This is a genomic window from Oceanobacillus sp. M60, from assembly GCF_053839645.1.
The window spans coordinates 426,919-442,145 of sequence record NZ_JBSSNH010000004.1 but is presented as its reverse complement, the minus strand read 5'-3'; the positions used below and the strand labels follow the sequence as shown (position 1 = coordinate 442,145).

The window sequence follows — 15,227 nt, the reverse complement described above, 5'->3', positions numbered from 1 at the left end:
TGATATGAAAGTTATTTTAGATGTTGATAGAAATATTCATAATGAGGCTGAGACAAAAAAGTATTCGTAATAGAAACCGACTAATATGTAAATAAATCTCAGGAGATATAGGTATACCTGCAGAATAGCGAAGTATCATTATTGGCGCTGCAATTAGCCGTCCTGTCGAAGAAGATATTTCGCACAATCAATTGTCGGAAATTGCTAGAATAACATACTTTCATCTTAGCCTCTTTTATCTTTTGGGTTTCTAATACTTTCATTTTTATAAATACTTTGTTTTGTCTCCCCTCATCTGTATATTCCCTACCTTACCGAAATGTAAGCGCTGTTATAAGATGGGGATACAAAATAAAAAGGGGTGGTTGATGATGAAAAAAATGTTATCGGTGGCTTTAATCTTACTGCTTTTCTTAGCTGGATGCGGCGGATCTGGAGAAAATATTGAAAGCTCAGGCAGCAGTGATTCAGATAAAATAAAATTATCAATTTGGCATAATTTTGCTGGAGATGATTTTCGAGCGGCAGAAGTAAGAGAAATGATTGAAAAATTTGAAGAAGAACATCCTAATATCCAAATTGATGAGCAAGCGATTCCAGTAGATGGTTATCGTCAACGTGTCAGCACAGTTGCTGCTGCAGATGAATTACCAGATGTTTTTTTAACGTATGCCGGCAGTTTTACGGATGAGTTACAAAAGAGTGACTTAGTACAACCGATTACACCATTATTTGAAGAAAATCCGGAATGGAAAGATTCCTTTTTGGAAGGTGCTTTAGATCCATATGATTATGATGGAGAATTGTATTCAGCACCAGTGGCAATGTCATCTACATCGTTTTTATATTATAACAAAGAACTATTTGAAGAAAATAACTTAGAAGTTCCGGAGACATGGGACGAGTTTATCGAGACGATTGACTTCTTTAATGAGCAAGGGATTACCCCTCTTGCAATGGGAAATAAGGCTCCATGGGTCGCCCAATCTACCACATTCGGCGCAATTGCAGATCGGGTAACTGGTACAGAATGGTTTATGGATGCTGTTAATCAAGATGGTGCATCGTTCACAGATCCAGTTTTCATTGATGCGCTAAGTCATTTTAAAGAGCTTGTTGATCACAACGCATATCCTGAAGGGGCAAACAGTTTGGATAATACTCAGGCCGAACAGTATTTTGCTCAGGGAGAAGCAGCAATGATGGTTAATGGGTCGTGGACAATCAGCAGCTTATCTGTTTCAGTATCTGAAGATGTGTTAGAAAATATCGGAATTACAACTTTGCCTGCAATTGAAGGTGGGGAAGGTGAAGGGAATACGATTACAGGCGGCCCTGGTGGAGGATACTTATTAAATAGCAAAGCAGAAGGTGCAACGAAAGATGCTGCATTAGAGTTAATCTATCATTTAAGTAATGAAGAAGCACAAAAAGCTATTGCAGAGAGCAATTCAATGGTTATGTACGATCTGGAGCTTGATGAAAATGCTGTGAATCCACTTTTCTATGAAGCGTATAATCTTGTTAGAGATGCTAACTTTGCCCCAGTTTACGATATACACTTAACATCTGCCGGCGGAGAGGCGGTTAATAACGGACTGCAGGAAATCATGTTAGGCGGAGATATAGAAAAAATAGCTGAAAATATTCAAAGAGCACAATCTTCCAATAAATAATTTTAACACAGCAGCCAGGGAGGGGAAATTATGCAATCTAGAGGAAGGTTAAGAGGATTGTTAGTAATTACATTACTTCCAGCCCTATTGCTTTACAGCTTTTTCGTCATCGTGCCTATTTTCTGGTCTTCGTATTATGGATTTTTTGAATGGTCCGGGTTAGGTGAGGCAACGTTCATAGGGTTACAAAATTATATTGAAGTAATTCAAGACCCTGTATTTTGGAGAGCATTTAAAAATAATTTAATTATTGTAGGAGCATCTGTTTTAGGGCAGGTTCCCATTGCATTGGGGCTTGCTCTCCTCCTTAGAAAAAGCAGCTTGTTTCAGCGCTTTGTTCGATCGGCAGTCTTTTTACCGATGGTTATATCTACCGTTGTCGTTGGATTAATTTGGGGATATATCTTTGATCCAGATATGGGTGCAGTGAATACGGTATTAAGAGCGGTTGGACTGGAAGGATGGACAAGAGCATGGCTTTCCGATCCATCTGTGAATATGTATGCGATATCTGTTCCAATTATATGGAATTATATCGGTCCTTATTTAATTATCTTCATTGCGGCAATTCAAAATATGCCCTCCGAAATCGAGGAGGCTGCACTGCTTGATGGAGCAACTGGATGGAGAAAATTAATCTATATTATTTTGCCGAATATGTGGGGCACAATCAAGGTTGTTATTGTGTTATGTATTTCTGGCAGTTTAAAGGCGTTTGACCAGGTATTTGTCATGACAGGAGGAGGTCCTGCCCAGTCAACTGAAATCTTAGCAACCTATATGTACAATAATACCTTTTTGGTTTATCGGTACGGGTTCGGTTCTGCCATATCAACGATGATTATTATTTTAAGCTTGATTTTGATTATAATAAGTCAAATATTAATGAAGAGAAAGAACTAGGGGGTGTCAGCTAGATGACGAATAAAACACAAACAGAAATGTATAAAAAGAATTCCTCTTTCGGTTATTCATTAAAGACGGGATTGTTTAAAACAATTAAAGTGTTGTTTTTAAGTCTCTTTTCTTTGTTGATGATTTACCCATTATACTGGTTGATCACCAGTGCTTTTAAAACCAATGAAGAGTTTTTCGCACAACCATATTCTTTTCCAGCAGGGATTGCTTTTGAGAATTTTATAAGAGCGTGGGATGTAGCCAATTTAGGACAGGCTATGGTCAATTCCATCATCGTTACTTTAAGTGCGACCGCATTGACTGTATTTTTAGGAGCATTAACCGCATATGTGCTGTCACGTTTTTCGTTTAAACTAAAAGGATTCCTAATCGTCTTCTTCTTGTTGGGTATGCTGATACCCGTCCATAGTACATTGGTGCCATTATTTACATTGATGAATACAATAGGGTTGCTAGACAGTTATTGGGCGCTTATTCTGCCGTATACAGCATTTGAACTCCCGATTGCCATTTTTTTAACTGTTGCTCATATGAGTACCGTACCAAAGGAGTTAGAAGAGGCGGCTGTTATAGATGGTACAGGTTACTGGGGGATTTTCTTTAAGGTCATGCTACCGTTAAGCGTGCCGGCGCTGGCAACTGTTGCCATTCTTTCTTTCCTGCGATTTTGGAATGAGTTTGCCTTTGCATTGGTATTTATTAACGATAATGCATTAAAAACATTACCTTTAAGTTTAGCTGTTTTCTCTGATGGTTTTAGTACAGATTATGCGCTCACGATGGCTGCAATGACAATCGCTGTTATTCCAACCATTATCATGTATGTTCTATTCCAAGAACAAATCATGAAAGGGATGGTAGCAGGTGCAGTTAAGGGATAATATATAACAAAAAAAGGACGGTGCGCTGATGAATGTTATCCTGTCTAGGTACGTCTTTATTACACAAAAAATATATTGGTTTGCCTATTTGCAAATGTTATGGATGCTGTTTACTTTGCTTGGTTTGGTCATCTTTGGAGGTTTTCCTGCGACACATGCACTGTTTACTGTTTTAAGGGAAAAAGATTTATCAACTGGAGAAGCATTTCGTACATTTCGAAATGCTTTTGCAAGTTCTTTTGTGAAATTAAATGGTGCAGCTATCGTATTTGGTTTCATGTTTATTTTAATCAGTACCAATCTACTTATCCTCCAATCAATCTATATGAAATATTTAGTCATGGGAATGCTAGGGTTAATTTTCATCAGCATGATTCATTTTTTTCAATACTTCGAAACGAAGAAACCGATTATTTTTCAAATAAAAAAAGCATTTTCTGTTGTATGGATTTTGCCGAAGAATAATGTGGGTTATTTGGTTATTTTTGTTTTGTTATTACTTGCAATTTCATATATACCTATGCTCTCTTTCTTTTTTGGAGTAAGCGTAGCCGTATGTTTCATTGTAAAAATCGGAGACTCTAAGGAAAACCAGAGATTAAAAGCGCAGCTGGCAGAAAGGAGCAGCTAATGAATAAATATATTTCTTTTGATATAGGCGGTACGTTCATTAAATATGGCATTATTGGAGCTGACCAAAGTATTTTAGAACATTATAAAATAAAAACACCGAAGACGTTGGATGGTTTATTAGAAATCATCTATAAATTTACTGAACTACATATGGATGCACAAGGAATTGCAATCAGTCTGCCGGGTGCTGTTTCCAATAAGGGCATCATTTATGGTTCAAGTGCTATCTCTTATATTCATGGTCCAAATATAAAGGAACGAATAACAAGTGCAGTATCATTGCCAATTTATATAGAAAATGATGCCAATTGTGCAGGCTATGCTGAAGTTTGGGCAGGTGCAGCGAACGGGAAAAAAGATGTTTTAGTTATGACGATTGGTACAGGGATTGGCGGTGCCATTATTAAGAATGGTGAGTTACATAAAGGAGCCAATTTACATGGCGGGGAATTTGGGTTTATGCTATTGAACTCAAACGACAATGAAATGAAAGCGGATGAATGGGTAAGAATGGATTCAACCTTATCCATGGTAAGAAAAGTTGCCAAAAGAAAAAATATAGATTCGGATTCACTATCCGGCGAAGAAATTTTTACCTTAGCTGCATCGGGAGACCAGATTTGCCTAGATGCTGTAGATGAATTTTCCCGTCTTTTAGCGATTGGACTATTTAACCTGCAGTATATCTATGATCCAGAGATTATTTTAATAGGTGGTGGAATAAGCGCGAGGGAAGATTTGGTTGGGAGAATTTATGAGCAGCTTGATAAAATATTAGATTCATTTCCACAGGCAACGATACGGCCAGTTATTGAAACTTGTCAATTTAGACAGAATGCTAATCTTTTAGGAGCTGTGTACGGTTTAACTAGGGAGTTAGCATCTGAAGTATAAAGCATAAAAAAGAAGGGGTTGAATGTTCACATGGAAAAGACGAATGTGATACCAGAAGGATTTATGTGGGGAGGCGCAGTTACTTCTTTTCAGACAGAAGGCGCTTCCGAGCAGTATGGAAAAGGATTATCGATTATTGATGCTAAAGAAGTACCTGAAAATTATTCCGATTGGAAGGTAGCAATTGATTTTTATCATCGTTTTAAGGAAGATATCGCCTTATTTAAAGAAATGGGGTACAACGCTTATCGTACGAGTATTTCTTGGTCGCGTATATTTCCCGATGGAGAGGGAGAAATCAATGAAGAAGGGTTAAAATTCTATGATGATCTGATTGACGAACTCCTTGCAAATGGCATCGAGCCAGTTATGACGCTATACCATTTTGATTTACCGTTGGCACTAGCGGAAAAATATAATGGTTTTGCGTCAAGACAAGTTGTTGATTTATTTGAAACATATGCTAAAAGCCTTTTTACACGCTATAAGGATAAAGTGAAGTATTGGCTGACTTTTAATGAAATCAATTTAGTTCTAACCAATCCTGAATACTGGGGAATTATGGATTCAAATCCTTCTGAAGCTTTGAAGTATCAAATTTGTCATAACGTTCTTGTTGCTCATGCAAAGGCAACCAAAGCAATGCGTGAGATTATCCCTGCTGGTAAGATGGGAGGAATGATTTCCTATATTTCAACATTTCCTGCTACTTCTAAACCCGAAGATGTTCTGGCTAATTATAAAGCAAAGGAGAAATTAATTGATTTTTATCTCGATATTTTTGCACATGGGGAATACCCAACCTATCTTACTTCTGAATTAGAATTGCAAAAAAATATGCCGCCCTTTGAAGACGATGATCAGCTATTATTAAAAGAAAATAGAGTAGATTACCTATCTATTAGCTATTACCAAAGTAGAATTGTTCAATATACAGGAGAAGAAGGTTTCGCAGAAGGAATGACAAGTAATCCTAATTTAGAAAAGAGTGAATGGGGAGCTGCTATTGATCCAATTGGAATGAGAATTGCTTTGAAAGATATGTATGCACGATATAAATTGCCAATTTTTATTACAGAGAATGGCATAGGTGTTAAAGAAGAGCTGGATGAAAATAATAATGTAGATGATTACTATAGAATTAATTATCTTCAACAGCATATTGAACAAATGAAGATTGCTATGCAGGAAGGTGTAGATGTAATCGGATACCTTACATGGGGGTCAACAGACATACTTAGCTCAAAAGGGGAAATGTCCAAGCGATATGGGCTAGTTTACGTAAATCGCGGAGAAAAGGACGTAAGAGATCTTAAACGATACAAAAAAAGTAGCTTTCATTGGTTCAAAAAAGTAATAGAAACAAACGGAACAGAACTTTAATTTGAGTGAGGCTTGGACAAAACCTGGTGAAAACAGAAAAAATGACTTTCTACTATAATACTAAGTAGGAAGTCACTTTTTTAAGTTAGATTAAAAAATGAAATAAATGTACAAAAAAGGACACCTTTTAATAAAGTTAAAGTACCACTACAAAAAAGGTTTGCTCGGTTTTTCTTATTTTTGGCTACTTATATCCTGACCTCACCCTTTTTTTAGAGAAAAGTAACAGTCGCACGGTAGGTTTTAGAGCGTGTAACCGATATTTCATGCTTACTCCACTACTTAAAATCCTTTTTGCAGGAATCCACCCATGAAATATCAAAATGTAAAAATACGAGTCTAATTAGGTGATTACATTGAATAACAAATTTCCGTAAATTCCAGATTTTCAAGTATGTCATGGGAGAGCGACACCCATTTTTCGTCAGCTAATCGAACGGTTTGATGAACTATCTCCCGTCAAAAAGGATGTATGTGATATATCTATAGGAACAATATGAATTACTGCAATCATCAATCAATTGATGAGTCGTTAGGAAGGGAATGGATGCTCTTTACAAGGTTGGTTTGTAAAAGTCCATTTGCAGGCTGTTCAAGGTATGCTGGAAGCTGGACAGAATAGGAATTAATCTCTTTGTGATACATTAAACTAAGAATACATGATAGCAGGTGATAACCATGTACAAAAACCTCCCTCCTCTTTTTGATGAACTCCAGACAATGCGGGATAATTATTTCCATACAGAAATTTTCAACTCATCGATTCACATTAGAGCAGTTCCTGATAAATGGAGTGTTGCAGAATCGATTTATCATTGCTATTTATTGCTGAAGCTTACGCGGATAACATCTGTCTATTATTTGCCTATAGCTTGTGCTTATATGAAGGTTCGTCGGCCAAAGGTGAAGCGGTATATGGATGATATGTCTAATATATATAGCGGAAAAACAATGAAGGCGCCTTTTATTTTGAAGCCGAAAATGAAGCGGGAATACACGCTTACGGAGCTGCGAGATTTATTAGAAGAAGAGACGGAAAAGATGAAGAAATGTGTAGCATCTCTTACCAAAGAACAATGTTACTGGATAAGGTGTCCGGATCCTGTACCTGGCTACCCGAATGTGATACAAGTGGTGAAGCTATTAAAGATTCATGAGGAGCATCATTATAGGGTGGTGTTGGAACGAGAGGCGAAGTCTAGGAAATAAGAATCAAGTCATTGGATGAGGTATGTACGGAATGCCATAAATACATCTTGCCAATATTTCCAAGGTGACAACCAAGAGATTTTATGCCATAATATATTTTGATAAATATACTGGTACCTTTAAATCAGTCCAGAGAGGCTGACAAGGACAGCGCGAATAGAATAGTTACCATGTGGAGTACCTTTGGGAAAGGTACATTCAGGTGTATGCTATTTAGGAAAAGCTTCTTGTCAGGGATTGGGCAGGGAGCTTTTTTCTTGTCTATAATCTCGAAAGAATCAAGTTTTTCGGTGCCAGTTTCTTATATTTGAAAATATTGGAGGAATTGGTATGTCACAAACAGATAAAGAATTTTCATTGCAGGCAGTGCCGCAGACGCATCGAAATGGATTTTGGAAGATTTTAGCGGTTATGCTGTCGCTCAGCTTTTTCTCAGCGAGTATGATGTCTGGAGGAACATTAGGAACAGGGCTTTCTTTTTCTACGTTTATTTGGATTGTACTGGCTGGTAACCTGATTCTTGGGCTTTATACAGGCTCCTTAGCTTATATTGCTTCTAAAACAGGATTATCTACGCATTTATTAGCACGTTATGCATTTGGAGAAAAAGGTTCTTATTTAACCTCCTTCTTACTTGCTTCTACACAAGTGTGCTGGTTTGGAGTAGGTCTGGCGATGTTTGCTATTCCAGCTGCCAAAGCAACAGGGGCAAATGTCTATCTGTTAATCGGGATTTTTGGCATATTAATGACTGTTTCGGCAATCTTTGGCATGAAAACTTTAACACTGCTGGGATTTATTGCAGTTCCGGCGATTGCTATTTTTGGAAGCTACTCCATGGTTAACTCGGCAAATACAATGGGAGGAATCCATGAACTATTTGCTTATGAACCAGCACAGGTAATCAGTGTCGGATTAGCGTTAACGATTTGTGTAGGGTCATTTATCAGTGCCGGAACGCTTACGCCTGACTTTGCCCGCTTTGCAAAATCAGCGAAATCGGCAGTAACCGCAAATATTATTGCTTTCTTCCTTGGAAATTCATTGATGTTTTTATTTGGAGCAGTTGGCGCGATGGCCTTCGGTATGGCAGATATTTCGGATGTGATGTTTTTACAAGGGCTGATGATTCCTGCTATTATTGTATTAGGATTAAACATTTGGACAACCAATGACAGTGCATTGTATGCGTCTGGTTTAGGGTTTGCGAACATCACCAAGTTTTCCAAGAAGAAAATCGTTGTGTTCAACGGAATTGTTGGGACAATTGCTGCCATGTGGTTATACAATAATTTTGTCGGATTCTTAAATGTTCTCGGATCTGCACTGCCATCGATTGGAGCAATCATATTAGCAGATTATTATCTGGTCCGCCGCAGAAAATATGAACCCTTTGAAACAATGACATTTAAATCTGTAAACTGGGTAGCAATTATTGCCTGGGCAGGCGGTGTCGCTGTTGCTAATTTTGCCCCGGGAATTCCGCCAATCAATGCATTGTTAGGAACATCAATCATTTATGTGGCCGGAATGAAAATAGTGTCACAAAAAGAAACGGTCACCGTACCATTAAAAGAGAAGGATGAGATAGTCAGTGATTATTAAAAATGCAAAGCTTAGAGGAAAAGATGGCCTTTGGCACATCGTTATAGAAAATGGTAAATTTAACGCAGTAACGCAGGAGCTTCCGCAATCTGAAGATAAAGAAGTGATGGATGTACATGGTGCGCTGGTTCTCCCGCCTTTTATTGAACCGCATATTCATTTAGATACCACATTAACAGCAGGTGAGCCTGCATGGAACCAAAGCGGAACCTTATTTGAAGGGATTCAGCGCTGGTCGGAACGCAAAGAAACACTAACCATAGAAGATGTAAAAAAAAGATCTAAAACAGCATTGAAATGGCAGATTGCTCAAGGTATCCAGCATGTCCGTACGCATGTGGATGTGACCGATCCAGAACTGACTGCCTTAAAAGCAATGCTGGAAGTGAAGCAGGAAATGGCTCCTTATGTAGATATCCAGCTGGTTGCTTTTCCGCAGGAGGGCATTCTATCCTATCCCAATGGAAAAGAGCTTTTGGAGGAGGCGCTAAAAATGGGCGCCGATGTTGTCGGGGGTATCCCGCATTTTGAATTCACAAGAGAATACGGCGTCGATTCAATGAGAGTCGCATTTGATCTTGCTGAGAAATACGATAAATTAGTAGATATTCATTGTGATGAAATCGATGATGAGCAGTCTCGCTTTGTAGAAGTAGTCGCCAAAGAAGCTTATGAGCGCGGCTGGGGCGAACGTACAACAGCCAGCCATACGACAGCAATGGGTTCTTATAACGATGCCTATACATCAAAGCTATTCCGTCTGCTGAAGATGTCTGAAATTAACTTTGTATCTAACCCGCTTGTGAATATTCATCTTCAGGGTCGATTCGATACGTATCCAAAACGCCGCGGCTTAACCCGGGTCAAAGAATTGCAGGAAGCGGGAATGAATATCTGCTTTGGCCATGATGATATTTTTGATCCATGGTATCCGCTGGGAACGGGCAATATGCTTCAGGTATTGCATATGGGTATCCATGCATCCCAGCTAATGGGCTATGAGCAAATCGTTAATTCCATTGATCTGGTTACTCAAAACAGTGCAAAAACACTTCATATTGAAGATAAATATGGTATTGAAGCAGGCAAGCCGGCGAATTTCATCGTCTTATCCGCTGATAATGAGTATGATGCTATTCGTAAGCAGGCAACGGTAACACATTCCTTCAGAGATGGAAAAGTGATTGCTCATACCAAACCAAGTGAGGCGTCTATTGTTTTACATGATACAGAAGAAAAAGTGACGTTTGATAGATAAAGTTAATGAAAAAGCGTGCCCTTGGCTGGTGCGCTTTTTTTCTGTGGGTGGGCGAATGCTTTAAGGGAGTGGCGTGTTAAAACTTTTTAAAAGTAAAGTTTTTATATATTATGTCGAAAAAACATGTTGCAATAGACAGAAACATATGATAAAATATAAGAAATCAAATTATATGAATCCGCTTTCAATAAATTGAATCCGCATTCAAGAGAGGTGAAATGATATTTTGAAGGGAAGAGTGAGTGCTTATGATGTAGCAAAATTAGCAAAAGTTTCTCAAACTACCGTTTCAAGAGTTCTTAATAATTACCCGCACGTAAGAAAAGAAACGAGAAAAAGAGTGCATGATGCTATCAATACGTTAGGTTTTTCACCAGATGAAATTGCCAGAAGCCTTGCAAGCAAGAAAACAAATACGATTGGACTTATTGTGGAGGATATTTCAAACTCTTTTTATGCGGAAACAGCTCATATTATCTTGCGGGAAGCTCAGAAATATGATTATGAAGTCATTATCATCGATGCAGAAACAGATGAAAATAGTTTTGAAAGAGCAATTAACACGCTTAATGGGAAAAGAGTAGATGGAATTATTGTTGCCTCAGCCCGGATGGATAATCAAAAGGTAAAAGAATTCTACGATAAAGGATTTCCTATCATTTTTTATAACCGGCGTATTTACGGTATTGAAGAAAGTCATTATGTAGAAGTAGATAACAGACTAGGAGCTAAAATAGCTGTTAACCATCTGGTGGAAAACAAGCACAGAAAAATAGCGTTTATTTCTGGCCCTACAATATATTCTACTTTTTATCAACGCTTCGAAGGGTATAAAGAAGCACTTCAAGAAAATGGTTTAGAATATGATGAATCGCTGATTTATAAGGGAGAAGTAATCTATGAAAAAGTTTTTCAGTTTGCATTGAATCTAATGAGGGACAAAGAAATGCCGACTGCGTTTTTTGCTTCAACGGACCAAATGGCATTAGCAATCATGGATGCAGCAGCTAGAAGCGGAAGACATATTCCATATGATATCTCTATCATCGGCTTTGATGATATTGAGATTGCGAGTAATCCTTATATTGGCTTAAGTACTATTTCTCAAAGAAAAAGAGAAATGGCTGTACTAACATTACAAAAGTTATTTTCACTTATTAACAAGGATGATTCAAATAGTGAGCCAAATAAAATTACGTTAGAACCAGAACTAATTATTCGTAAAACAACAGGTGTTAACAATCAGTAGAATACCGCTTATTTCAGGAGGTAGAGAAATGGCTAGATATAAAGCAAACGAGCTTTTTAATTTATCTGGTAAAACAGCTATTGTTACTGGAGCAAGCAAGGGAATTGGAAGAAGTATTGCTTTGTTGTTAGCTCAAAATGGAGCTGATGTTGCCTTAATGGCAAGAAATGAAGAAGGATTAAAAGAGGTTGCCAAAGAGATTGAAAGCACAGGTCAGAAAGCGCTGCCAGTTTCCGTTGACTTAACAGATATTGATAGTATTCCCAATGTGGTAGAGAAGGTGTATGATCATTTTGGAAAGATAGATATATTGGTGAATAATGCTGGAACGAATATACCGAAGAAGGCGGAAGAAGTTACCGAAAAAGACTGGGATCAGATTATTGATATAAATGTAAAAAGTGTATTTTTTATAAGTAAAGCTGTAGGAAAATACATGAAAGCTGCGGAGCAAGGAAAAATAATTAATGTTTCTTCGCAAATGGCTTTTGTAGGTTATTATAAACGGGCCGCATATGCTTCCAGCAAAGGGGCTATTACACAATTGACAAAATCTTTATCGATTGAATGGGCTCCATATCATATAAATGTCAATGCTGTAGCGCCAACTTTTATTGAAACACCAATGACAAGAAAGATGCTGGATGATGCGGATTTTAAAAAAGATGTGTTAAGCCGTATTCCTCTAGGAAGGTTAGCAAAAGAGGAGGATTTATTTGGCGCATTTGTATTTCTGGCATCCGAGGCAGCGGATATGGTAACCGGCCAAACGCTGATTGTGGATGGCGGGTGGACTGTTTGGTAATTTTTGAATGCGGATTCAATAAAAAAAGAAAACAGGTTAAAAGTAGTGATGAGTAAGGATAAAGGAGAGGAAAATATGATGCAGTTTAACGATTTTCAAATACCAGGCGTTATTCGCTTCGGGGAAGGAGCTTTAGCAACAATAAAAGATGAGGTGCTATCCAAAAACCCTTCCAAGCTATTTATTATCAGTGATAAAGGTGTGGAGAAAGCTGGATTGGTAGATGAATTAAAGGAAGTATTGGAGACGTGTGAGATTCCAATGGAGACAATGACGGATATTGCAGGAGAACCGACCTTTTCGCTTGTTGAAGAAACAATTAAAACACTAAATCAATCTAAAGCTGATTTTGTAATTGGAATTGGCGGAGGAAGTGCGCTGGATGTCGCAAAAGCGAGTGCTGCCTTGCAGGATAAGCATGATCTGGAAAATTACTTTAGTGGAAAGAAAACAATAGAAAATCGAACTGTACCTTGTATACTACTGCCAACAACATCTGGAACAGGTGCAGAGGTGACCAAAAATGCCATTTTTGGGGATGAAGCGGAAGGAGTAAAAAGAGGAATCGTCAGCCCTGCGTTATTACCTGATGCAGCTATCGTAGATCCTGAGCTGACCCTTTCCTGTCCATCAAGAGTGACGGCAGCTTCTGGAGTAGATGCTTTTACACATGCAATTGAATCGTATATCTCGACGAATGCTACAGAGCAGACACGAATCTATTCCGAAAAATCGATGAAATTATTTGCAGAACATATCACAAATGCTGTACATAACGGCAGTAGCATAGAAGCGCGAACAGGTATGAGCTGGGCAAGTTTATTGGGAGGTGTCTCCTTAGCCAACGCAGGTGTAGGAGCGGTTCATGCAATGGCTTATCCATTGGGAGGTACGTATCATATTGAACACGGTGTAGCCAATGCGCTGTTAATGCCTTTCGTCTTTAAAGTGATTGGGAAAACATGTACAGACGATATGGTTAGAGTTGCTTCCTTTGTAGAGATTGGCGATTTTACAAGCTCTAAACACCAGGCACTGGAAGCTGTGGTCCATTATTTATTACAGCTGTTGAAGGATTTGAACCTACCGACTTCTTTAAAAGAATTGGGAGTGGAGAAAGCGGATTTACCTAAATTAGCTGAGCAGGCATCGCAGGTTAAAAGATTGTTGTCTAATACGCCTTACCGGTTAAATGCGGACCAGATTCTTGGTATTTATGAGGATGCTTATGAAGGAGGAAAGGGTGGAAGTAATGGAAGTTAAACAATATCGATTTCTTATAGATGGTGAGTGGAAAGAAGCAACAGAACATTATGATTTGGTAGCTCCATACAGTAAACGTGTAATTGCCAAAATACCGTTGGCCGATGAAGAAATCGCTGAAAAAGCTGTCAAGAGCGCTAAAGCAGCTGCTGGCAGTATGAGAAAGCTTTCACTTTTAGAGAGATCCAATATTTTAGAAAGAGTGTCTATTATCTTTACTGAAAAGCTGGAGGAATGTGCTGAGATATTAGCTTGGGAAAATGCAAAACCAATTCAGGCAGCAAGAGGAGAGATTCAACGAACAATTGAAACTTATAAATTTGCAGCAGATGAAGCTAAAAAAATTGCTGGAGAAATTATTCCGATGGATGCAGCTAAAAATGGATATGGCAGATTTGGATTCACTAAAAAAGAACCACTGGGAGTAATTGCTGCAATTACACCATTTAATTTCCCGTTTAATCTTGTAGCTCATAAATTAGGTCCTGCATTTGCTATGGGAAACACGGTTGTTTTAAAACCAGCTTCTCAAACACCATTAAGTGCTATTATGACTGCAAAGATTTTTGAAGAAGCAGGGCTGCCCAAAGGAGCGCTAAATCTAATTTTTGGATCAGGGAAGACAGTGGGTGATTTTCTAGTAACGCACGAAGATATTAAAATGGTTACTTTTACCGGAAGTGTGCCAGTAGGGAAGGGGATTCGGGAAAAAGCAGGGTTGAAGAAAGTGACGTTGGAATTGGGTTCAAATTCAGCAGTAGTTATTGATAAGACAAAGGATATTCGTTCTGCTGCTTTGAAATGTGCTCAGGGAGCATTTTCTTACTCCGGTCAAACTTGTATTTCTGTACAGAGAATCTATGTTCAGACTGATTTATATGATTCTTTTTTGGAAGCGTTTGCTGAAGAGGTGGAGAATATCAAAGTAGGCGATCCATTAGAAGAAGATACAGTTGTATCTGCACTCATTCATGATAAAGAAGCAGAGAGAGTAGAACATTGGATAAAAGAAGTCAGAGTTGAAAATGTATATCGTGGTGGAGAAAGAACAGGTTCTGTAATCAAACCTACTATCCTAACAAATATAGATTCAGATGCATCTGTTCTAAAAGAAGAGGCTTTTGCCCCTGTAGTAGTAATTAATAAATACGAGAGGTGGGAAGAAGCGATTCAATTGGTAAATGATTCACAGTATGGACTGCAAGCAGGCGTGTTTACAGATTCACTGGAAAAAGCTTATCAGGCGGTAGATGAATTAGAAGTTGGGGGGGTGATTATTAACGATATTCCATCTTATAGAGTAGATCATATGCCCTATGGCGGTGTCAAAAACAGTGGGACTGGTCGTGAAGGAATCAAGTATTCCATGGATGAAATGTCTGAATTGAAGCTGGGCGTATTTAACTTACTATAGAGCTTTGTATTGTGATATTAGTGTGTGTAGTGATGAAGT

Annotated in this window: 13 protein-coding genes; all 13 read left to right on the top strand. The window is 38.2% G+C overall.

Annotated features, from left to right (window positions below):
- Positions 1-368 precede the first annotated feature (368 nt).
- Positions 369-1,676, top strand: coding sequence for an ABC transporter substrate-binding protein (locus ACW0TQ_RS12735; protein WP_455725732.1), 1,308 nt, complete (start codon positions 369-371; stop codon positions 1,674-1,676).
- Positions 1,677-1,706: 30 nt separating this feature from the next.
- Positions 1,707-2,579, top strand: coding sequence for a carbohydrate ABC transporter permease (locus ACW0TQ_RS12730; RefSeq protein WP_332094028.1), 873 nt, complete (start codon positions 1,707-1,709; stop codon positions 2,577-2,579).
- Positions 2,580-2,593: 14 nt separating this feature from the next.
- Positions 2,594-3,475 carry a carbohydrate ABC transporter permease gene (locus ACW0TQ_RS12725; protein ID WP_419880323.1) on the top strand — a complete coding sequence of 294 codons (882 nt, stop codon included), beginning with the start codon at positions 2,594-2,596 and terminating at the stop codon, positions 3,473-3,475.
- Positions 3,476-3,503: 28 nt separating this feature from the next.
- Positions 3,504-4,106 carry a DUF624 domain-containing protein gene (locus tag ACW0TQ_RS12720; RefSeq protein ID WP_332094029.1) on the top strand — a complete coding sequence of 201 codons (603 nt, stop codon included), beginning with the start codon at positions 3,504-3,506 and terminating at the stop codon, positions 4,104-4,106.
- On the top strand, positions 4,106-5,002 hold the full coding sequence (locus ACW0TQ_RS12715) for an ROK family protein (protein ID WP_455725731.1): 897 nt from the start codon (positions 4,106-4,108) through the stop codon (positions 5,000-5,002). Before ACW0TQ_RS12720 ends, ACW0TQ_RS12715 begins: the two co-directional genes overlap by 1 nt.
- Before the next feature lie 30 nt (positions 5,003-5,032).
- Positions 5,033-6,385 carry a glycoside hydrolase family 1 protein gene (locus tag ACW0TQ_RS12710; RefSeq protein ID WP_455725730.1) on the top strand — a complete coding sequence of 451 codons (1,353 nt, stop codon included), beginning with the start codon at positions 5,033-5,035 and terminating at the stop codon, positions 6,383-6,385.
- A 678-nt stretch (positions 6,386-7,063) separates the two neighbouring features.
- Positions 7,064-7,594, top strand: a complete 531-nt coding sequence (locus ACW0TQ_RS12705; RefSeq protein ID WP_455725729.1) for a DinB family protein — start codon at positions 7,064-7,066, stop codon at positions 7,592-7,594.
- A gap of 330 nt (positions 7,595-7,924) precedes the next feature.
- Positions 7,925-9,199, top strand: coding sequence for a cytosine permease (codB, locus tag ACW0TQ_RS12700; RefSeq protein WP_332094033.1), 1,275 nt, complete (start codon positions 7,925-7,927; stop codon positions 9,197-9,199).
- Positions 9,189-10,457 (top strand): cytosine deaminase, encoded by a 1,269-nt coding sequence (locus ACW0TQ_RS12695; protein ID WP_332094034.1) that lies wholly within the window; start codon positions 9,189-9,191, stop codon positions 10,455-10,457. The genes codB and ACW0TQ_RS12695 overlap by 11 nt, the downstream gene beginning before the upstream one ends.
- Positions 10,458-10,683: 226 nt before the next feature.
- Entirely contained in the window at positions 10,684-11,706 is a 1,023-nt protein-coding gene (locus tag ACW0TQ_RS12690) for a LacI family DNA-binding transcriptional regulator (protein WP_256705353.1), read from the top strand.
- Between the two features lie 28 nt (positions 11,707-11,734).
- Complete coding sequence (locus ACW0TQ_RS12685; protein ID WP_212929238.1) at positions 11,735-12,511, top strand: SDR family NAD(P)-dependent oxidoreductase; 777 nt, start codon at positions 11,735-11,737, stop codon at positions 12,509-12,511.
- Between the two features lie 75 nt (positions 12,512-12,586).
- Positions 12,587-13,774 (top strand): iron-containing alcohol dehydrogenase, encoded by a 1,188-nt coding sequence (locus ACW0TQ_RS12680; protein WP_368901030.1) that lies wholly within the window; start codon positions 12,587-12,589, stop codon positions 13,772-13,774.
- The gene (locus ACW0TQ_RS12675; protein ID WP_256705350.1) at positions 13,740-15,188 is read left to right on the top strand and encodes an aldehyde dehydrogenase family protein; all 1,449 of its coding nucleotides are present in this window, start codon (positions 13,740-13,742) and stop codon (positions 15,186-15,188) included. The genes ACW0TQ_RS12680 and ACW0TQ_RS12675 overlap by 35 nt, the downstream gene beginning before the upstream one ends.
- The last annotated feature ends 39 nt before the right edge of the window (positions 15,189-15,227 follow it).

Coding starts and splice junctions, on each gene's coding strand:
- ACW0TQ_RS12735 (WP_455725732.1), top strand. CDS start 369: ATGATGAAAAAAATGTTATCGGTGGCTTTAATCTTACTGCTTTTCTTA.
- ACW0TQ_RS12730 (WP_332094028.1), top strand. CDS start 1,707: ATGCAATCTAGAGGAAGGTTAAGAGGATTGTTAGTAATTACATTACTT.
- ACW0TQ_RS12725 (WP_419880323.1), top strand. CDS start 2,594: ATGACGAATAAAACACAAACAGAAATGTATAAAAAGAATTCCTCTTTC.
- ACW0TQ_RS12720 (WP_332094029.1), top strand. CDS start 3,504: ATGAATGTTATCCTGTCTAGGTACGTCTTTATTACACAAAAAATATAT.
- ACW0TQ_RS12715 (WP_455725731.1), top strand. CDS start 4,106: ATGAATAAATATATTTCTTTTGATATAGGCGGTACGTTCATTAAATAT.
- ACW0TQ_RS12710 (WP_455725730.1), top strand. CDS start 5,033: ATGGAAAAGACGAATGTGATACCAGAAGGATTTATGTGGGGAGGCGCA.
- ACW0TQ_RS12705 (WP_455725729.1), top strand. CDS start 7,064: ATGTACAAAAACCTCCCTCCTCTTTTTGATGAACTCCAGACAATGCGG.
- codB (WP_332094033.1), top strand. CDS start 7,925: ATGTCACAAACAGATAAAGAATTTTCATTGCAGGCAGTGCCGCAGACG.
- ACW0TQ_RS12685 (WP_212929238.1), top strand. CDS start 11,735: ATGGCTAGATATAAAGCAAACGAGCTTTTTAATTTATCTGGTAAAACA.
- ACW0TQ_RS12680 (WP_368901030.1), top strand. CDS start 12,587: ATGATGCAGTTTAACGATTTTCAAATACCAGGCGTTATTCGCTTCGGG.
- ACW0TQ_RS12675 (WP_256705350.1), top strand. CDS start 13,740: ATGAAGGAGGAAAGGGTGGAAGTAATGGAAGTTAAACAATATCGATTT.